The 20,047-nt window shown below is 62.4% G+C and carries 19 protein-coding genes; 8 read left to right on the top strand and 11 right to left on the bottom strand.

Annotation, left to right across the window (positions count from 1 at the left end):
• Window positions 1–32: 32 nt before the first annotated feature.
• The 8 genes from B8991_RS10865 (at window position 33) to B8991_RS10830 (ending at window position 9,243) form a co-directional block, all read left to right on the top strand.
• The gene (locus B8991_RS10865) at window positions 33–1,118 is read left to right on the top strand and encodes an ABC transporter permease (protein ID WP_084353007.1); all 1,086 of its coding nucleotides are present in this window, start codon (window positions 33–35) and stop codon (window positions 1,116–1,118) included.
• Window positions 1,118–2,041, top strand: a complete 924-nt coding sequence (locus B8991_RS10860) for an ABC transporter permease (protein ID WP_179141468.1) — start codon at window positions 1,118–1,120, stop codon at window positions 2,039–2,041. Before B8991_RS10865 ends, B8991_RS10860 begins: the two co-directional genes overlap by 1 nt.
• Before the next feature lie 33 nt (window positions 2,042–2,074).
• The gene (locus tag B8991_RS10855) at window positions 2,075–3,151 is read left to right on the top strand and encodes a BMP family ABC transporter substrate-binding protein (RefSeq protein ID WP_084353006.1); all 1,077 of its coding nucleotides are present in this window, start codon (window positions 2,075–2,077) and stop codon (window positions 3,149–3,151) included.
• A 159-nt stretch (window positions 3,152–3,310) separates the two neighbouring features.
• Window positions 3,311–4,246, top strand: coding sequence for an aldo/keto reductase (locus B8991_RS10850; protein WP_084353005.1), 936 nt, complete (start codon window positions 3,311–3,313; stop codon window positions 4,244–4,246).
• The gene (locus tag B8991_RS10845; protein WP_084353004.1) at window positions 4,243–5,319 is read left to right on the top strand and encodes an NAD(P)/FAD-dependent oxidoreductase; all 1,077 of its coding nucleotides are present in this window, start codon (window positions 4,243–4,245) and stop codon (window positions 5,317–5,319) included. Before B8991_RS10850 ends, B8991_RS10845 begins: the two co-directional genes overlap by 4 nt.
• A 213-nt stretch (window positions 5,320–5,532) precedes the next feature.
• Window positions 5,533–7,956 (top strand): ligase-associated DNA damage response DEXH box helicase, encoded by a 2,424-nt coding sequence (locus B8991_RS10840; protein ID WP_084353003.1) that lies wholly within the window; start codon window positions 5,533–5,535, stop codon window positions 7,954–7,956.
• A 127-nt stretch (window positions 7,957–8,083) separates the two neighbouring features.
• The gene (gene pdeM / locus B8991_RS10835) at window positions 8,084–8,743 is read left to right on the top strand and encodes a ligase-associated DNA damage response endonuclease PdeM (protein ID WP_084353002.1); all 660 of its coding nucleotides are present in this window, start codon (window positions 8,084–8,086) and stop codon (window positions 8,741–8,743) included.
• Window positions 8,744–8,826: 83 nt separating this feature from the next.
• Window positions 8,827–9,243: a PaaI family thioesterase gene (locus tag B8991_RS10830; protein WP_084353044.1), complete on the top strand. Its 417-nt coding sequence runs from the start codon at window positions 8,827–8,829 to the stop codon at window positions 9,241–9,243.
• Between the two features lie 299 nt (window positions 9,244–9,542).
• Here B8991_RS10830 and B8991_RS10825 read toward each other — a convergent pair whose 3' ends face one another.
• From B8991_RS10825 to B8991_RS10775, 11 genes are all read right to left on the bottom strand, one after another.
• Complete coding sequence (locus B8991_RS10825) at window positions 9,543–10,331, bottom strand: methyltransferase domain-containing protein (protein WP_084353001.1); 789 nt, start codon at window positions 10,329–10,331, stop codon at window positions 9,543–9,545.
• Window positions 10,328–12,244 (bottom strand): ATP-dependent zinc metalloprotease FtsH, encoded by a 1,917-nt coding sequence (gene ftsH / locus B8991_RS10820; RefSeq protein ID WP_084353000.1) that lies wholly within the window; start codon window positions 12,242–12,244, stop codon window positions 10,328–10,330. Before ftsH ends, B8991_RS10825 begins: the two co-directional genes overlap by 4 nt.
• Window positions 12,245–12,323: 79 nt before the next feature.
• Window positions 12,324–13,643, bottom strand: coding sequence for a tRNA lysidine(34) synthetase TilS (gene tilS / locus B8991_RS10815; RefSeq protein ID WP_084353043.1), 1,320 nt, complete (start codon window positions 13,641–13,643; stop codon window positions 12,324–12,326).
• Window positions 13,644–13,681: 38 nt separating this feature from the next.
• Entirely contained in the window at window positions 13,682–14,518 is an 837-nt protein-coding gene (gene ybgF / locus B8991_RS10810) for a tol-pal system protein YbgF (protein WP_084352999.1), read from the bottom strand.
• A gap of 24 nt (window positions 14,519–14,542) precedes the next feature.
• Window positions 14,543–15,070: a peptidoglycan-associated lipoprotein Pal gene (gene pal / locus B8991_RS10805; protein ID WP_084352998.1), complete on the bottom strand. Its 528-nt coding sequence runs from the start codon at window positions 15,068–15,070 to the stop codon at window positions 14,543–14,545.
• Between the two features lie 70 nt (window positions 15,071–15,140).
• Window positions 15,141–16,460, bottom strand: coding sequence for a Tol-Pal system beta propeller repeat protein TolB (tolB, locus tag B8991_RS10800; protein WP_084353042.1), 1,320 nt, complete (start codon window positions 16,458–16,460; stop codon window positions 15,141–15,143).
• Entirely contained in the window at window positions 16,460–17,605 is a 1,146-nt protein-coding gene (locus B8991_RS10795; RefSeq protein WP_084352997.1) for a cell envelope biogenesis protein TolA, read from the bottom strand. Before B8991_RS10795 ends, tolB begins: the two co-directional genes overlap by 1 nt.
• 8 nt (window positions 17,606–17,613) lie before the next feature.
• Entirely contained in the window at window positions 17,614–18,093 is a 480-nt protein-coding gene (gene tolR / locus B8991_RS10790; protein ID WP_084352996.1) for a protein TolR, read from the bottom strand.
• A gap of 3 nt (window positions 18,094–18,096) precedes the next feature.
• On the bottom strand, window positions 18,097–18,792 hold the full coding sequence (gene tolQ / locus B8991_RS10785) for a protein TolQ (RefSeq protein WP_084352995.1): 696 nt from the start codon (window positions 18,790–18,792) through the stop codon (window positions 18,097–18,099).
• A 126-nt stretch (window positions 18,793–18,918) separates the two neighbouring features.
• On the bottom strand, window positions 18,919–19,308 hold the full coding sequence (gene ybgC, locus B8991_RS10780; RefSeq protein WP_084352994.1) for a tol-pal system-associated acyl-CoA thioesterase: 390 nt from the start codon (window positions 19,306–19,308) through the stop codon (window positions 18,919–18,921).
• A gap of 78 nt (window positions 19,309–19,386) precedes the next feature.
• Entirely contained in the window at window positions 19,387–20,025 is a 639-nt protein-coding gene (locus B8991_RS10775; RefSeq protein WP_084352993.1) for a hypothetical protein, read from the bottom strand.
• Window positions 20,026–20,047: the final 22 nt, after the last annotated feature.

Raw genomic sequence — 20,047 nt, 5'->3', positions numbered from 1 at the left:
AGGGAGTCCACGCGAATGCGCACAGGCCACAGATGCTGAGGCTGGAGAAGCGACCACAGCCATCGCAGCTTTGGATGGTGCTGTCGCCAATCATTGCCGTGTTCCTGACGATGATCGTCGGTGGCATCATGTTTGCGATCCTTGGAAAGCCACCGTTCGAGGCGATCAAGGTGATTTTCTGGGACCCCCTGTTCAACGACCAGTTCGCGGCCTATTCGCGACCGCAATTGCTGGTCAAGGCGGGTCCGCTGATCCTGATCGCCATTGGCCTGTCGATCGGCTTCAAGGCGGGCATCTGGAATATCGGCGCCGAAGGCCAATACATCATGGGCGCAATCTGTGGCGCGGGGGCGGGATTGGCCTTCTACCCATCTGAAAGCTTTCTGATATTTCCAGCAATGGTTCTGGCCGGTGGGCTTGGCGGCTGGGCCTGGGCGATGGTCCCTGCTGTGCTGAAAACCCGCTTTGGCACCAATGAAATCCTCGTCTCGCTGATGCTGACATATGTGGCGCAAAGCATTCTGATCTCGGTCTCGTCGGGCCTGTTGCGGAACCCCGAGGGCATGGGTTTTCCCGGCTCGCGCAATTTCAAGCAGTGGGACGCGGCCTTCAATGCCGAGCTGATTGCCAATACCGGCCTGCATTGGGGCGTCGTCACGGCGCTGATCGCCGTGATCGGGGCCTATCTGCTGATGAGCCGCCATATCATGGGGTTCAACATCCGCCTGACCGGCGAGGCCCCGCGCGCCGCGCGTTTTTCGGGCGTCAAGCCGGCGCGGGTGGTGTTCTTCTGCCTTGGCATCGCCGGACTGCTGGCCGGTGCGGCGGGCCTGTTCGAGGTCACCGGCCCTGCCGGACAGCTTACCGGATCATTCAACGCAGGCTACGGGTTTACCGCGATCATCGTCGCCTTTCTGGGGCGTCTGCACCCCGTGGGCATCCTGCTGGCCGGGTTGTTGATGGCGCTGACCTATATCGGTGGCGAGCTGGCACAGCTGATGCTGGGCCTGCCCGGCGCGGCGATCCAGCTGTTTCAGGGCATGATGCTGTTTTTCCTGCTCGCGGCGGATGTGTTCACCAACTTCCGGCTACGCTTTGGCAAGAAAGGTGTTGCCTGATGGATCTGTCCTCTATCAATCCGGTCCTGCTGATCGCCTCTATCATGGTGTCGGCGACACCGATCCTGCTGGCCGCCATCGGCGAATTGGTGGTCGAGAAATCCGGCGTTTTGAATCTGGGCGTCGAAGGGATGATGATCACCGGCGCCGTCGTGGGCTTTGCCGTTGCCGTCAGCAATACGTCACCGGGATTGGGGTTTGTCGGGGCGGCCCTGGCGGGCGCGCTGCTCAGCTTGCCATTTGCGCTGCTCACGCAGTATCTGATGTCAAATCAGGTCGCCACCGGGCTGGGTCTGATGATGGTGGGGCTGGGCCTGTCCAGCCTGATCGGCAAGCCCTATGAGGGGATGAAGGCCCCCCCCTTCCCGAAGGTTGAGATCCCGCTTCTGTCGGACCTGCCGATCTTTGGCAGAATGCTGTTTTCGCATGACATCATGGTCTATTTCAGCGTGGCCCTCGTGGTCGCAGTCTGGGCGTTTCTGAAATACACCCGCGCCGGTCTGATCCTGCGCGCGGTGGGCGAGGCGCATGACAGCGCCCATGCGCTTGGCTACAAGGTCCGGCATATCCGCATTCTGGCCATCCTGTTCGGCGGTGCCTGTGCCGGGCTTGGCGGCGCATACCTGTCACTGGTGCGCGTGCCGCAATGGACCGAAGGCATGACCGCAGGCGCGGGCTGGATCGCGCTGGCTATCGTGGTCTTTGCCTCCTGGCGTCCGGGTCGTGTCGCGGTGGGTGCTTACCTGTTTGGCGGCGTCAGTGTCCTGCAACTCAACCTGCAAGCCGCCGGCGCGGACGTGCCTGTCGCGCTCTTGTCGGCATCGCCCTATCTGATTACCATCCTTGTGCTGGTGATCATCTCGGCCCGGGGCGCGCATGCGGCGCCTGCCTCCCTTGGCCGTCCTTTCCATGCCTCTCACTAGAGGTCGCATTTACCACCAACGGGGAAACCTTACATGAACAGAAGAACTCTACTGACCTCAGCCGCGCTTGCGCTGGCCCTTGCTACGACCGCATTCGCGCAGGACGAAGAGATCACCGCCGGTTTTATCTATATCGGCCCTCCGGGTGACGGCGGCTGGACTTACGAGCACGATCAGGCCCGCCAGAAGATGGAGGCACATTTCGACGGCAAGGTGAAAACCATCTACCAGGAAAACGTGCCGGAATCCGCGGATGCGGAACGGGCAATCACCCAGATGGCACTGACCGGGGCGGACATCATCTTTACCACCTCTTTCGGCTACATGGACCCGACGATCGCGGTGGCCCAGAAATTCCCGGATGTGAAGTTCGAACATGCCACCGGGTACAAACGCGCTGACAACGTGTCGACCTACTCGGCGCGCTTTTATGAAGGCCGCGCGGTTCAAGGCCATATTGCGGGCAAGATGACCAAGACCAACAAGATCGGCTACATCGCCTCCGTGCCGATCCCCGAGGTTATTCGCGGCATCAACTCTGCCTATATCCACGCCAAGAAAGTGAACCCGGATGTCGAGTTTTCGGTGATCTGGCTTTACACATGGTTCGACCCGGCAAAAGAGGCGGACGCCGCCCGCGCGCTGATTGAAAACGGGGCTGACGTGGTGCTGCAACACACCGACTCCACCGCACCGCAAGCCGCCGCGCAGGAGGCGGGCAATGTCATTACCTTCGGTCAGGCATCCGACATGGCGGAATATGCACCCATGCCGCGCGTCTCGTCGATCATCGACGACTGGGCCCCCTATTATATCGCCCGCGTACAGGCCGTGCTGGACGGAACGTGGGAATCCACCGACACATGGGACGGTATCGGCGCGGGCATGGTCGGCATCGGCGAGATCACTGACGCGGTTCCAGCAGATGTGAAAGCCGAAGCACTGGCCCTGAAAGAGGCTCTGGCTTCGGGCGAATACCATGCCTTCACCGGACCGCTGAAAAAGCAGGATGGCAGCGATTGGCTGGCAGAGGGCGAAGTGGCCGATGATGGCACGCTGGCGGGCATGGATTTCTATGTTGAAGGTCTGACCGCAGAAATCCCGAACTAAGCCACCCTTCGCAATACGCAGTATTCAGGCGTCCTGACCTGCCGGTTGGGGCGCCTGCTTACGTCTGGGCGTTCTGCTAACGGCTTTGGAACAATGCGCGGCCTGATCCATCTTAGATCGGGTCTTTTCTTTGCCTGCGCGCCGTGCCACCGTCCCCCTATGACCCAGCATATCACAAGCCCCGATGGCACCCATGGTCCGCAATTCGCCTTTGGCGCAATGCAATGGGGCGGTCGCGCGGACGAAACGCAATCGCGTGCCATGTATGAGGCCTGCCGCGAGGCCGGGATCGTGCATTTCGACACCGCCCATGTCTACACAGACGGCCGATCCGAAGAGCTGTTGGGCAAGTTTGCCGGACCGGATCGCGACCGGCTGATTATCGCGACCAAGGCCAATTTTCCGGGCGGCGGCACGCGGGACAACATCCTGAACAGCTTCGACACCAGCAGGAAACGGCTGGGCATGGATATGGTCGACATCTATTACATGCATCGCTGGGATAACGACACGCCCTTGGAGGAAACCTTCGACGCGCTTGCGCAACTGAAACAACGCGGCGCGATCCGCTATATCGGCGTGTCCAACTACGCCGCGTGGCAAGTGATGAAAGCACAGGCTGTTGCCGCCGGGTTCGATCTGCGCATCGACGTGCTGCAACCAATGTATAATCTGGTCAAGCGTCAGGCCGAGGTTGAACTCCTGCCGATGTGCGCCTCCGAAGGCATTCTTGCGGCCACCTATTCGCCGCTTGGCGGTGGGTTGCTGACGGGCAAATACGCGCGCGGCGACAGTGGGCGACTTGACAGCGATGCGCGCTATACCAAGCGTTACGGCCCCGCCGCGATGCACAAGGCCGCGTCCGGACTGGCTGAACTGGCGGAAGAGCTGCGCACGGACCCGGCCACGCTGGCGGCGGCCTGGGTGGCGCGGCATCCGTCCGGGCCGGTGCCGTTGCTGTCAGCGCGGACGCCGGAACAGTTGGCCCCCTCGCTGGACGCCATGCAGCTACAGATGGACGACGCGCTCTATGCCCGGATCTCGGCGCTTTATCCTGCACCGCCCCCCGCCACTGACCGGCTGGAGGAAGCGTGACCGACTTTCTGATTATCGGCGGCGGCATTGCCGGGGTGTCTGCTGCGGCGCGTCTGTCCGAATTGGGCAGCGTCACCCTGTTAGAGGCCGAGGATGCGTTGAGCTATCACGCCAGCGGACGTTCAGCGGCAGCCTTTCTGGAAAACTATGGCAACGACGTGGTGCGCGCCCTCAATCGGGCCAGTGCCGACCATCTGCACAATGCAAACGGTGGCGTTCTGTCGCCGCGTGGACAGTTGCTGGTCGGAGGGCCGGATGAGGCCGACAGTTTTTCCGCACAGGCGGTGGATTTCGGGCTGACCGAAATCTCGGCCACAGATGCCCGCGCAAAAGTGCCCATTCTCAACCCGGCAACTGCCACGCGCGCCGCCTGGCGTCCGGATGTCTTTGACCTCGACACCGATCTGCTGTTGCAGAATTTCCTGCGCGAAGCACGCGGCAATGGTGCCGAGGTTGTAACCCGCGCCCGTATCTCTGCGATCAGTCGCAAGAATGGCCGCTGGCGCGTCTCTGACGGCGCGCGCGAGTGGACGGGTACGCATCTGGTGAACGCGGCGGGTGCCTGGGCCGATCAGATCGCCGCTCTGGCCGGGATCGTGCCCCTGGGCATCCAGCCCTATCGGCGGTCCATGGCGCGTCTGCCTGCACCGGGGGGCCACGATGTGCAGGATTGGCCCTTTTTCGCCGCTGTTGACGACCGCTGGTATGCCAAACCCGATGCGGGCGCGTTGCTGGTCTCGCCGTCCGAGGCAGACCCGATGGAGCCGCATGACGCATGGGCCGACGATATGGTACTGGCCGAAGGGCTTGCCCGCTACGAGGAAATGGTGACGGCACCCGTGACCCGCGTGTTGTCCAACTGGGCCGGGCTTCGCAGCTTTGCCCCCGACCACGCGCTGGTGGTCGGGGCAGATCCGGCGGAGCCGGAGTTCATCTGGGTCGCCGGTCAGGGGGGCTACGGCTTTCAGACCTGCGCCGCAGTCGCCGATCTGGTGGCACAGTTGCTAAACGGAACCCCGCCTGTGCTCGACGCGACCACGGTGGCGGCCCTGTCACCTGCCCGGTTCCGCTGACATCTCAACCGCGCCAACGCGAGATTTCCTCCAACAGCGCGCTTTCGGTACGAAAGCACTTGGCCGACGCATCGGGACAGGGCCACCGGCACCAATGCCAATGGCCCAAGACACGGGCAGTTCAAGCTTCACTTCCCGCTTCTTGTGGACCCGTATACTGGGACGGCCACAGCCAAGGCTGACAATCGGCGCGCACGGGACTACATGCCAAGGATGACATCGCTTCCTGTCCCTCTTCAGCGCTGGTTCGACACGCGCGGCTGGCAGATCCACCCGCACCAGCAGGCAATGCTGGACAGGGCCAACGCCCCGGCGCTGCTGTTGATCGCGCCCACCGGTGGCGGCAAGACGCTGGCTGGGTTCCTGCCAACGCTGGCAGAGCTTGGTGCCGACCCCGCGCCGGGCCTGCACACGCTTTACGTCAGCCCGCTCAAGGCGCTGGCGGCCGATATCCGGCGCAACCTGCGCACCCCGGTGGACGAGGCAGGCATGGCCATCCGCATCGAGGACCGCACCGGCGACACCACCGCCACGCAAAAGAAACGCCAGCGTGCCGATCCGCCGCATATCCTGCTGACCACGCCCGAAAGCCTTGCGCTGCTGACCTCTTACGAGGACGCGCCGCGCATGTTCGCCGGGCTGCAACGCGTCATCGTGGACGAAATTCACGCACTGGCCGAAAGCAAACGCGGCGATCAACTTATGCTGGCGCTGGCCCGGTTGCAGACGCTTTGCCCGGATATGCGCCGCGTCGGTCTGTCCGCGACGGTCGAAGACCCGCAAGCCATTGCCCGGCTTCTGGCGCGCCATCCCGACCCCTGCGAGATCATCCTCGCCGATCCCGGCCCCGATCCGGACATCGCGATGCTGACCACCGACGCGGCCCCTCCATGGTCCGGCGGCGGGGCTGCCTATGCCATACCCGCCGTTCTGGAACAGGTCCGCCAGCACAGGACCACGCTGATCTTTCACAACACCCGCGCGCAGGCCGAGATATTCTTTCACAACTTGTGGCTTGCGAATGACGAGGGCCTGCCGATCGGCATTCACCACGGTTCTCTCGATCGCACCCAACGCGAACGCGTCGAGGCCGCGATGGTGCGCGGCGACTTGCGCGCCATCGTCTGCACCGGATCACTAGACCTGGGCATCGACTGGGGCGATGTGGATCTGGTCATTCAGGTCGGTGCGCCGAAAAACGTGAAACGGCTGGTGCAGCGCATCGGGCGCGCCAATCATCGCTACAACGCGCCGTCAAAGGCGCTGCTTGTGCCCGCCAACCGGTTCGAGGTCGTGGAATGCGTGGCCGCCCTTGAGGCCGCGAAGGAACATGATCTGGACGGCGAGACCCGAGGCCCCGGCCCCCGCGACGTCCTGTGCCAGCATATCCTGATCGCGGCCTGTTCTGGGCCGATCAATGCGGATGCGCTCTATGCTGAAATGACCAGCGCCGGGGCCTATGCGACGCTGACCCGAGCCGCGTTTGACGACTGCCTCGATTTCTGCGCCACCGGTGGCTATGCCTTGCGCGCCTATGACAAGTGGCAACGCTTGATGCAGCGCGCCGATGGTCTGTGGCAATTGCGCGACCCGCGCAGCGCGCAGCGGATCCGCATGAATATCGGCACGATACAGGATACGGACACGCTCAAGGTACGGTTTCGCGGTCGCGGCGGCAAGCCCCTGGGCGAAATCGAGGAGAGCTTTGCCGCGTCGCTTAGCCAGGGCGACACGTTCCTGATTGGCGGCAAGATCGTGCGCTACGAGGGCCTGCGCGACATGACCGTAGAGGTCACGCGCGATCCCGGTCGCAAGCCCAAGATCGCCAATTTCATGGGCACGAAATTCGCCACATCCACGCAGTTGAGCCAGCGCATTCTGCGAATGTTTCAACAGGACGACTGGCCGGACCTGCCCGATCACACTGCGCAGTTGCTGGGCCTGCAACGCGAAGTCAGCCGCCTGCCGCAGCCCGGCCGATTGCTGATAGAAAGCTTCCCCCATGATGGGCGCGAACATCTGTGCGTCTATGGCTTTGCCGGGCGCAACGCGCAGCAGACCCTGGGCCTGTTGCTGACGAAACGGATGGAGGAGATGGGTCTGGCACCGCTTGGCTTTGTCGCGACCGATTACGCGACGCTGATCTGGGGGCTGGACGCCGTTCTGGACCCGGTGCCGCTGTTCGACCCGGCCGCGCTGGAGGACGGGCTGGAAGGCTGGCTGGCGGGCAATGCGGTGATGAAACGCACCTTTCGCGCCTCTGCCACCATTGCCGGGCTGATAGAGCGCAACTTCGCCGGGCAGCGCAAGACCGGACGGCAGGCGACAATGTCCTCGGATATCCTGTATGACACATTGCTGAAATACGACCCCGATCACCTGCTGATGCGCATCACCCGCGAAGAGGCTTTGCGCGGGCTGGTCGATTTCAGCCGCATCCGCGAGATGCTGGACCGGGTCGGCGGCCGGATCGACACGCTGCGCCTGTCACGCGTCACGCCGCTGGCCGCGCCGCTGTTCCTTGAGGTCGGCAGAGTGCCCGTCGCGGGCGATGCCGACGAACGCCTGCTGGCGGAAGAGGCGCAGCGGCTGATGGATGAAAGCGGTCTGGCGCAAATAGACATTGGTGCCGACTGAACATTTTATCGGCAAGGACAGATCTTTGGACTGAGCTGGATTTGAGACAGCGAACCGTTTGCACAAGGAGGCCGGTCCCCATACATCCGACTCTTGCCCCCAAGCGGTCCAAATGCAAGAACAAGCCATGAACACGCTACCGTTTCACTTTGCGGGTGCTGACCTGCGGGCGCTCGGGTCCGGCGCGCTTTGGTGGCAGACGCGGGGGGTGCTCTGTGTCTCGGACCTTCATTTGGGGAAATCCGCACGCGCCGCCCGTAGCGGCGGGATGGAACTGCCACCCTACGAGGTTGCAGACACGCTGCAACGTCTGGACCGCGACCTGCAATTCACGCGCGCGCGGATGGTGATCTGCCTCGGTGACAGCTTCGACGATGCAGACGCCGCGCAACGGTTGTCAGAGGATGCCTGCCTGCATATCGCCCGTCTTCAGGCCGGGCGTGAATGGCTCTGGATCGAAGGCAATCACGATCCCGGCCCTGTCGGGCTTGGCGGCAGTCATCAAAGCGAGGTAAGGATTGGCCCGCTGACCTTTCGTCACATATGCAGTGAGAGCACTGCCGAAGTCTCGGGCCATTATCACCCCAAGGCGTTGATCCGTACGCGTTCGCGGAGCCTGTCGCGCCCGTGTTTTCTGTCTGATACCCGACGTTTGATCCTGCCCGCCTATGGCACCTATACCGGCGGGCTGCGGTGCGACCGCGCGCCTCTGACCACAATGATGGGACCAGAAGCGCAGGCGATACTGACAGGTCCGACCCTGCGGCGTATCCCGATGCCGCGCTAGGCAGATCCTCTCTATGGGTCCCGTCAACGCGGCAACCATAACGCCCATTGCCAAAGGCCGCGCGACATGGCTTCATCCGCGACATGGATCAGATCACACAGCGCATTCACGACAGCTTTGCCCGGCAAAGCCTGATGGCCACGTTCGGCGCATCGCTGGCATCCGTCACGCAAGGTGCCGTTACTATCCGCGCGCCAATCCTCCCGCTGGCGCTTCAGCAAGCGGGGTTCGGTCACGGAGGGCTGGTGTTTTCGCTGGGCGACAGCGCTGCGGGCTATTCTGCCCTGTCGATGCTGCCGCCGGATCAGGAAGTCGTGACCGCCGAGATGAAGATCAACTTCCTTGGCCCCGCCAAAGGGGACGAACTGATCGCCCGCGGAAAGATCATTCGCAACGGTAGGCGTCTGGTCGTGGTGACAGCAGAGGTCAGCGCCCGAACCGGCGAGATCGAGACGCTGATCGCGATCGCCCAAGGCACCATGGTGCCCGCCCCCACCTGAGCATGTGACCCGTTATACGTCTGCTTCAGGTCGCCAGTCGCACGACACCGGATTGGGCAGAATACGCGCGATCATCATCGCCCGGCATAGCCGGCCGTCAGGGCGCAAGTCACAAATGACCAGCAAACGTTACGCGGCCAGCGGCTCTGGCGGGTTCAATCTATAAAGCTCTCTTGAACCTCATCGAGATGCATCCAAGACGACAGGTGCAAGATATACAGCCCCACCTGCCCCCGATGACGATTTTGCCTTCGCATTGAAACACATTGCGGCCAGAAGACGACTGATGCGATCCGCCGTCAGGCAGAGGCAGGCCGTGTCAACAGCAGAAACAGCCGTCGCATCGGGAACAGCACTTGCCCGTCGCCACCGCGCGGATAAGCCTTTTCCATGACCGTTTCGTAGAAGGCGATCAGCCGGTCGGCTTCGGACGGCGCGAGCCGGTCCAGCAACGGGCGGGCATATGTGCTCTCGGTAAACTTGCGCACCGGATGGGCATCTTTTTCGGCGGCAAGCACCTGATAGTAATCGGTCTCCCACATATCAAACGCCCCCAGCGGCGACAGCAAGTGGAAATACTCGGCCGGCAACATTACAGATGGACCAGCCTGCCAGTCTACCCGGCCGGGAAAATGTTCATCCATCAACGACCGCCAGACCCGGTGCGACGGCGCATTGTTCTGATGCGGCACCTGAATTGCAAGTGTTCCGCCCGGCGCGAGCAGCCCCGCAAGTCGGGGCAAAAGGTGCGAATGATCTGGCAGCCATTGCAGGGCGGCATTGGAAAAGATCAGCGCCGGCGCGCCGGCGGGCACCCAACCGGCAATATCCGTCTTGAGCAATTCTGCATAGGTCTCGGTCTTGCGGGCCTCTTCCAGCATCTTGTCGGAACTGTCGACGCCGATGAGAGGCCGACCAAGTGTTGCAAGTGCCTGTCCCACTGCGCCGTTGCCACATCCAAGATCAACCACCCCGCCAGATGGCAAAGACGGCACGGCCTTCAGCAGATCCAGCGCCGGGCGCAAACGCAAACCCCGGAACCTTGCATAGGCCCCGGGGTTCCAATCGGTATGCGCGGATGCGCTCATGCGGTGGGCTCGGGTTCCAGCCCCGAATCGTCAGGTTTGGCCTTGGCCTTAGTCTTGGGAATCGCTGTGACGCTTGGCTTGTCTTCTGCCTCGGGCGTTCCGCTGTCATCATCGTTCGATTGCGGAGGCTCGCCCCGAATGACGCGTTTGATTTCGTCACCGGTCAGGGTTTCGTATTCCAAGAGCCCTTGCGCCAGACGGTCCCATTCTTCTTTTTTGTCGGTCAGGATTTTGTAGGCACAATCGTAGGCCTCTCCGATGAAGCGCTTGACCTCTTCCTCGATCAACTCCTTGGTGTTGGCCGACACCGACAGGCCAGCGGTATTGCCGCTATAGCCCTCGTGCGCTTCGGAATAGTCGATATTGCCGATCTTGTCGGACATTCCCCAACGCAACACCATCGCGCGCGCCAAGGCCGAGGCTTGCTGAATGTCGCCGGCCGGGCCGTTCGACACGTTGCCTTCACCGTATTTGATGATTTCCGCGGCCTTGCCGGCCATCGTCATCGCGAGCTTTTCCTCGCATTCGGATTTGTGCCAGTTCAGCCGGTCAATTTCTGGCAGGCTGACCACCATCCCCAGCGCCCCGCCGCGCGGGATGATCGTTGCCTTGTAGACCGGATCACATTGCGGAAGGCTGATACCGACGATGGCATGACCGGCCTCGTGATAAGCGGTCTTTTCCTTCTGCTCGGGCGTCAGGACCATGGAACGCCGTTCAGCGCCCATCATCACCTTGTCCTTGGCATTCTCGAAATCTTCCATCGTCACGAAACGTCTGCCGACGCGGGCCGCCATCAGGGCCGCTTCGTTCACCAGATTGGCCAGATCCGCGCCGGAGAAGCCCGGCGAACCACGCGCGATGATGCGCAGGTCCACATCCGGCCCCAAAGGCGTCTTGCGCGCATGAACGGCCAGGATCTTTTCGCGGCCCTTGATGTCTGGGTTGGGGACCGTCACCTGCCGGTCAAAACGTCCCGGCCGCAGAAGTGCGGGATCCAGAACATCGCGACGGTTGGTCGCGGCAAGGATGATCACGCCCTCATTGGTCTCAAAGCCGTCCATTTCGACCAGAAGCTGGTTCAACGTCTGTTCACGCTCGTCGTTGCCACCGCCATGGCCGGCACCACGGTTTCGGCCCACGGCGTCGATCTCGTCGATAAAAACGATACAGGGCGCGTTCTTCTTGGCCTGCTCGAACATATCCCGGACACGCGACGCACCAACACCGACGAACATCTCGACAAAATCAGAGCCTGAAATGGTGAAGAACGGCACACCCGCCTCGCCCGCGATCGCGCGGGCCAGCAGGGTTTTACCCGTCCCCGGTGGGCCAACAAGCAGCGCGCCTTTGGGGATCTTGCCACCAAGACGGCTGAATTTCTGCGGATTGCGCAGGAATTCGACAATCTCTTCCAGCTCTTCCTTGGCCTCGTCAATGCCCGCGACATCGTCAAACGTCACCCGGCCATGCTTTTCGGTTAGCAGCTTGGCGCGCGACTTGCCAAAGCCCATCGCCCCGCCTTTGCCGCCGCCCTGCATGCGGTTCATGAAGTAGATCCACACGCCGATCAGCAGAAGGAAGGGCAGTAGTGACAGGATGAAGGTCTGGAAACCGGACTGTTCCTGGCTTTCGGCCCGGATCGTCACACCATTGTTCATCAGCAATTCTGTCGCTGCGGCATCTTCGGGTTTGATGGTCACGTAATCGTTGCCGTCATTTCCGCGAAAGCGGATCTGCTCACCGTCCAGCGTGGCCGAAGAGACCGTTTTGGATTCGACCGACTCCACAAAGTCGGAATAGCTGATCTCGCGGCTCTGGAGCGTGTTGCCGCCACCCGAGAACAGATTGAACAGTGCAAGGATAAGCAGGAACAGAACCACCCAGAAGGCGATGTTGCGCAGATTGCCCAAGGAAACTTCTCCCAAAATTCGGTTGGCCCGTCCGTAGCACAGGGCGCTTGGAACTAAAATAGAGATCGCGGGCGCGTATTCAATGCAGAACGAATGACGCAGCAAAGGAAGATCCGGGATCCAGCCTCTGGATATCGATCTTTTCACCATACCCCAGATGCGGGCAAGCGACCAGAACTTCGGCGCGAAACGCGGCCGGGAATGCGTATAGCATCTTCGCAACAGGTGCGCCCCGCGGCCGCCCGCCCGCCTGTTTCAGCCCGTCCGGCCCCAAAGCGCGCAGATAGCTGCCATTCGGCACATCACCGCAGATCTGCCAGCAGCCGTCCCAGATCTTGCCGGGTTGCGCGGGCGCGCTGACGGCAGAGAATTCGCGGCCCACCCGAATTTGCGCGTCGACACAGCGCACGTCGCAACCGTGCAACGTCCCCATTCCGCCCGCCATCAACCGCTCTGCCAACTGTTCGAGGGACTGCAATCTTGGGCGATATTCGGCCGATGCAACCCAGCGAAGCGCTTGCGCAAGGATGCGCAGCCGGGTGTCGTCCTCGGCCTCGGCAAAGCCGTCGCGGTCAATCAGCACGGCACCGGTGCGCAGGCCGTTCAGAGTTTCTTCCTCGGCGATCCGCCCCGCCACGTCACGGGCACGGGCGTTCAGCGCATTCCGCGCGCGCGTCAAGCGATGCGCCGTGGCGCTCAGCGTCTCGCGGTCCAATCCTTCAGCGTCTAACACGTCCAGTAGCTTTCGCATGCGCACCCGGTCATAGGTGGTGTCATCATTTGTGGGATCATCGAACCAACGGCCCTGTAATGTGCGCAGGTAGTGGCGCAACTCGGCGCGGCTCATGTCGAGGCAGGGTCGCAGAACACGGAAGCCCCGCGATTGTTTGTGGCCGTCAACAGATGCCGGCGGCGGTGCCGTCCAACAGACATCTCGGGCCGGCAAAGCGGGCTTGGCCCCCGGATGCGGGCACGCATTGGCAGAGGCCTGCATCGCGGCCAGCCCTTCGACGCCAGAGCCGCGCTTCAGCCGCATCAGAAAAGTTTCGGCCACGTCGTCCTGCGTATGCGCCATCAGCACATGTTCAAGCCCGGCGCGCCAGCGGTCAATCAACGACAGGCGCGCGCGGCGGGCCGCATCCATCAGGTTGCCCTGCCCGTCCCAATGCCAGCGCAGCGTTGTATGAGGCTGGCCCAGCACCGTGCATTCCTCAGCGACCATCGCGGCCTCGGCGGCGCTTTCGGCGCGCAAACCGTGATCCACCGTCACCACCCAAAGGCGCACGCCCCACACACGCGCCCAGTTATGCGCAAGTGTCAGCATCGCCATGCTGTCCCCGCCGCCAGAAACAGCCAGCGCAATATCGTTGGGAAAATCGGGGCCTAACAGCTGCCCCATATTGTCGGCAAATCGCTGGTCCAGCGATGGCTGCCCACTCACTGGCAGGACAGGCCCGCCATCGCCTGTTGCGCTTCGACGACCTGAGCCGAAGAGGGAAAGCGCTGTTCCACCTCTGCCAGCGTCAGACAGGCTTCAATGGTCTTGCCCAGCTTGCCAAGCGCCTCGCCCAGCTTGAACAGCGCCACATCCGCGACCTTGCTTTGCGGATACCCGGAATAGCTGTCAAGATATGCCCGCGCTGCCTCTCGCATGTCGCCCGCGCCTTCCAGCGCCCGGCCCCGCCCCAGCAGGGCGTCAGGTTCTAGCGGTCCGCCGGGATAGGTCTGGCGAAAGGTCTCAAACTGGTCCGCGGCGCTTTGAAAGTCACCATTGGCGAGCGCCTCCGACGCCCGCCGAAAGTCTGTCTCTTCGCCCACGGCCAGTTGTGACTCGCCACCGGACGCGGATGAAGCCTCCGGTTTCGCCGGCTGCACAGCACCCGAAGACACCGCAGGTGCCGCGCCGCCACCAAGCGTCGACGTTTCGCCCAGCTTCGAGACATCGCCGCCTTCCAGTTCGACCAACCGAAACTCCAGATCGCCGATCCGGTTGGTGCCGTCTTCGATCACCTTGTCGATGCGGAACTCCAACTCTTCGGTCTTGGACGTCAGACGCTGCAATTCAGCCTCGATGGAGTTGACCCGTTCCAGCGTATCACCTGCCACGTTGACCTGCGCGGCCCCGGTCGTCGACAGCTCCGTCCGGAGCCGTTTTACCTCGATGCTCAGCAAGGTCAGGTCCTGCCGAATATCGGCCAGGGATTGCGCGCGGTCCTGCGCCAGCAATGTGCCGGGCAGCGCAAGGGAAAGGATCAGAAGCGTGGCTCTGAACATGGGCTGGGTTCCTTCAGGTCGGTCTTAGCTGGTCAGCCCGGCAGAGATAATCGTGACCGCGCGGCGGTTCTTGGCATAACATGCCTCTTCCGAACAGATCGCGATCGGACGCTCCTTGCCGTAGCTTACGAATTTCAGCCGCGATGGCGAGATCCCCTTGGAGATCAGGTATTGCTGCACGGCACTCGCGCGGCGCGCGCCAAGAGCCAAGTTGTATTCGCGTGTGCCCTGTTCGTCGGCATGGCCTTCGATCACCGCGAGATAGTCTGAATTGGTTTGCAGCCATTGTGCCTGCCCATCCAGCGTGGCGCGCCCTTCAGGTGTCAGCGTGGACTGGTCAATCAAGAACAGCACACGGTCACCGACGGTCTGCTGGAAATACGCCGGAGAGCGTGGGTCCTGCGCACTGCCCGGCACCGGGGCATTCGACAAAGACCCGTTATTCAGGCCTGCATTGCTGCCATCGCCCATGCCGTTGAACCGGTCGGCATTGGCACAGGCCGATACGGCAAGCGCCGCGCTCAGCATCAAGGCGGTGGAAATTCTACTCATGGCTACTGTCCTGCTCATATTTTCTTGGGTTTCTAACATATTTTCGGGCGTCTGGAAACGCCCACACGCTTTATGGCTGAAGTGGCCCCCAGCTTGGATCAGATGCGCCGCCGGGTGTGCGCACTTTCTTGAGGTTCCGGCCCGAAATATCGACCGAATACAGCGACGCCTCGCCGGCTTCGCCCTGGGTTTCGCGGGTGAACATGATGACCCTTCCATTGGGTGCCCATGTCGGCCCCTCGTCAAGGAAGGACGCGGTCAGCAAACGCTCTTCGCTGCCATCGGTGCGCATGACGCCGATATGAAAACGTCCCGCATTCTGTTTGGTAAAGGCGATCAGATCACCACGCGGCGACCACACGGGCGTGCCGTAACGACCGGGGCCAAAGCTGATCCGTTGCGCCTCTCCACCGCCGGTGGGCATGATATAGAGCTGCTGCGTTCCGGACCGGTCGCTTTCGAAAACAATCCGGTTGCCATCCGGCGAATAGCTGGGCGCGGTTTCGATCGACGGCGCGGAGGTCAGCTGCGATGTCTGCCGGGAATTCACGTCCATCGAGAAAATATCGGTATTTGCCCCTTGGGTCAGCGAATAGATCACCGTTTCACCGTTGGGCGCAAAGCGCGGCGCAAAACTCATATCGCCCTCGCGGTTTTCAAGGATGGTGCTTTGCACGTTGCCCACATTGATGATGTGGATACGGGGAAAGCCGGTCTCATAGCTGGTATAAAGCACGCGGTCGCCGGTTGGCGAAAAGCGCGGTGCCAGAACGATGGATGAACTGTCGGTCAGGTACTGCACATTCGCGCCGTCGTAATCCATGATCCCCAAACGCTTGCGGCGGTCGTCCTTCGGGCCGGTTTCGGATACGAAAACTACACGGCTGTCGAAATAGCCGCCCTCGCCGGTGATCCGACTGTAAACCGCGTCGGACACTTTATGCGCCATGCGACGCCAGCCATCGGTTGTGCCGGCAAATTGCAGCCCTGATCCAAGCTCGGTTCCGGCAAAGACATCATAGACCCGGAACTTGACCACAAGCTGATCGCCATTGACGGTGACGGCCCCGGTGATCAGCGCCTGTGCGTTGATTGCTTTCCAATCGGCAAATTGCACCGGGCTGGCAAAGCTGGTGATCTGGCTGATGAAAGCGTCGCGCGGGATTTCGCGGAACAGCCCGGTGCCGGTCAGGTCGTCCGCCACCACCCTTGCAAGCTGGGCCGCCATCTCGGACCCGCCCGCGCTTTCAGAAACGAAATCGGGCACGGCATAGGGCAAAGGTTCAACCACGCCTTCGGTGATCTCGATCCGTAGCGGACCATCCTGCGCCAGCGCCGGAAGCGACAGCATGAACAGGGCGGAAATCAGGGCCAGCAGGCGTGTCATCATCATCTCAGCCTCATTTTCTCGGGGTTGAACGTCATCTCTATATCGCGCCATTGCTCATATTTCTCGGCCGGCAGGTCGTAGCCATCTTTCTGGCAACGCAGCACGGCCCGGCGTGCGGCCTGAAACGCGACATCCACAGAAGATCCGCTGCCCCCTTCAGAGCCGATCATGCGCATCTCGCCGACCACCTTGCCGCTGCGATCCAGCGACATCGCAAGCGTCACGGTGATATTCGCGGCTTCGCTGCCAACATCGACAACCCAGCAATCCTGCACGGCGACGCGCAATGCCTCGCGTTCGCCACTGGTCAGAGGCGGCCCGGATGGTGCCGACGGTTCCGGATCTGCCGCGCCGCCAAGCGCTTCGGCCAATGCCGCCTGCACTGCGTCCTCGGACACGCTTGGCTGTGGCGCAGGCGCGTCGGGCGTGGTTGCGGGCGGTTGCGTCTCGGCTTGTGTCTCCGGCTCGGTCGCAGCCACGCGTTCAGGCCGGGTTCTTGGCCGCACAGACCGTGTCGGTGCCAACGCTGCCGGTTCCTCGGCCTCGGTCACGATCTCTGTCGCGGCCTCTGCTTCGGCGGTGGTTTCTTCGGCATCTGGGGGCGTGTCGGTCGTGGCCTCCGGGTCCGGTGCCGTCTGGGTCTGATCTGCGATGGTCACATCCGGTTCCGGCGGGGCCACGGGTTCGGGGGCGACGCGCGGTGCCGGACGAGGTTGCGGACGCAGCGCGGCCGTCGGCACGTCAAAATCCGGCTCCGGATCTGGTGCGGGCGGCTCTGGCTGCGGGCTGGGTTCTGAAACGTCCGGCGACGGCAGAGGCGCGGGTTCGGGCACATCCGGAACAGCATCGGCGGGCTCCTCTGGCGCTGGCGCTTGTGGCTCGGCGACCTGTTCGGGGGCCGGGGCATCTGCCGGAACGTCGGGGGCCGTGTCTTCGGGAATATCCGGCTGCTGCGGAACCGTCGGTTCGGGCACGCTTTGCGGCGCATTCGATGCCTCGGTCAACGCGGCGAATTCCTCTGACGAGATCACCGAGACGTCAGTCACCTGCATCTCTGGCGGATCGGCAGAAAACACCGGCCCCAGAAGAAGCCAGACGATCAGGCCCAGATGACCTGCTCCTGAAATATATTGCCCCGTATGCACGTCTGGCCTCAGCCATCGCTCTGGTCGAGAGCGGGTCCACCGATATCCGTCACCAACCCGATCGACGAAAAGCCGCCCGCATTGAGCGCGCCCATGACCTGCGCCACGGTCTCATACGACACGATGCCATCCGCGCGCAGGAACACCCGGTCATCCGAGCGTTCAGCGGCAATCGCGCGCAGTTTGGCGACCAGTTGATCGCGCGGGGTTTCGGTGTTCTGGATCAGGATGCCGCCCTCGGCTGTGATGGTGATGGTCAGCGGCTCTTCGGTCTCGTTGGGCAAGGCACCCGCAGCCGTCTTTGGCAACTCCACCGGCACGCCAACCGTCAGCAGCGGCGCGGCAACCATGAAGATGATGAGCAGCACCAGCATGACGTCCACAAACGGCGTGACGTTGATCTCGGACATCGGCCGCGCGCGGCGTCCGCCGCCACGCCTGCGCCTGCGGCCACCGCCGCCCGAGGAATTGAGAAGCCCCGCCGCCATCGCTCAGCTATCCAACTGACGGCTGAGGATGGTCGAGAATTCGTCCGCGAATGCCTCGTAGCCTGCAATGATACGGTCGCTGTCGGCGCTCAGCTTGTTGTAGAAGATCACCGCCGGAATGGCGGCCAGAAGACCCAGTGCGGTGGCCAGCAGCGCCTCGGCAATACCGGGGGCCACGACGACGAGCGAGGTGTTCTGCTGCGCTGCAATCTCGATAAAGGCGTTCATGATGCCGAAAACCGTGCCGAACAGTCCCACGAAAGGCGCGGTAGAGCCAACCGTGGCCAGCACCGGCAGACCGCCTTGCAACTCTTCGGCCTCTTTCTGGATCGACACATCCATGCTGCGATCAATCCGCGCCTGAGCGCCTGCAATCAGCGCGCCATCCTCGCGGTGGCTGCGTTGCCATTCGACCATACCGGCCGCAAACACCCGCTCTGCCCGTCCGGAAGGGTCGACACCGATCTGCCCGAACAACTCGTCCAGCGGCTCGCCCGACCAGAAAGCGCGATCAAAGATCGCCGCCTCGCGCCGGGCCTGCCTGTAGGAAATCAGTTTCTGAATGATGATCGACCATGACCAGAAAGAGGCAACGATCAGCAGGATCATCACCAGTTTCACGGTTATCGTGGCCCGCGCAAAAAGCCCCCACATGGAGAAATCAATCTCCTGCGCCAGGGCAAGGGTTTCAGCTTCCATTTACCTGCTCACTCGGTTCCGCCGCCGGTGCGTTATCGCCCGGACCGTTCTCATTGTCAGTGATTCTAGCGGAAAACACAGGGGAAACCAACAACTGCCGCATCACGAGCGCGACAGCACCGATCTTCAGTGCAAAATCAGGCGGATATTTGCCGGAAGCCGGGCTGGCTGGCCGCTTTCCTGCAAGGCAACCAGCGTCACGATGGCTGAAAATAGCCGTTCGCCATCGCGCAGCACGTCCTGTTTCAGCACGATCCGCGCGCCTTTGACCTGCTCGACCGTGGTGTCCACCTCCAACGCATCGTCGAACCGGGCAGGCATCAGATAGTCGGCCTCGACCCGGCGCACGGCAAAGACGATCCCCTCGGCCTCTTTTAGTCTGGATTGGTCGATACCCAGCCCGCGCACCCATTCGGTCCGGGCGCGCTCGATGAACTTCAAGTAATTGGCGTAATAGACGATGCCCGCGAGGTCGGTATCCTCGTAATAGACATGCACGGGAAAACGGTGGTTCATGCACTGGCCCTTGTTTCAAGCATCGGGTGCGACCCTAGGGGCAGGCAGGCGGCCGCACAAGTCCGGGACGCGCTTGCGTTATTCTGGCGGCGTCAGGCGGGCATAGAGACGCAGCGCATGGCTGGCATCCTGCGCGACGGCGGGCAGAACGGGTGTGTATGCCGCGCGGATCAGCCCGGCAATCTCTGGCCGCAGGATCACTTGTCCATCCTCCAGACGCCCTAGGGGCGAGCGACTGGCAAACGCCTCTTCCGACCACAGCAGGATCGCCTGCACCGCCTGTCCCAGGGCCAGAGTCTCGGCGGGTTGCTCTGTCATCTCCCCCGACATACGGATGAAGATGAAACAGGCCCGGATCGCGCCCGCCTCGTCGAAACGAAACACCCGGTACTGGCTTGCATCCGCCTTGGTCAACCGTGCGACAAGCGGTTCCAGATCCGGCACCAGCCTGTCAAGATTGGGCACGCCGGGCAGTTCCTGCCAATCGCGAAAGAAAAAGATCATCAGGTTGGCACCAAGTTCCGGGTCGGTCTCGACAACTTCATGGCCCGCCAGCTTTGCCACTGCCTCGGTCGCGCCTTTGAGGACGGGCAGGGTCTCTTCCTCGATCCCGAAGGCGACCGGCGCAAGAGGCCGTCCCCAGCGCGCGAAATGGTACTGGCCATCGGCGCGTGTGAAATGGGCTGCGATTTCTTCGGGGGTCATCAGGGCGGTCATGGGATCCTCTGGTCGCGCGATT

Source organism: Primorskyibacter flagellatus, from assembly GCF_900176485.1.
GTDB lineage: Bacteria > Pseudomonadota > Alphaproteobacteria > Rhodobacterales > Rhodobacteraceae > Primorskyibacter > Primorskyibacter flagellatus.
Note: the sequence above shows the minus strand (reverse complement) of the source record. Positions and strands in the feature narration are given on the sequence as shown.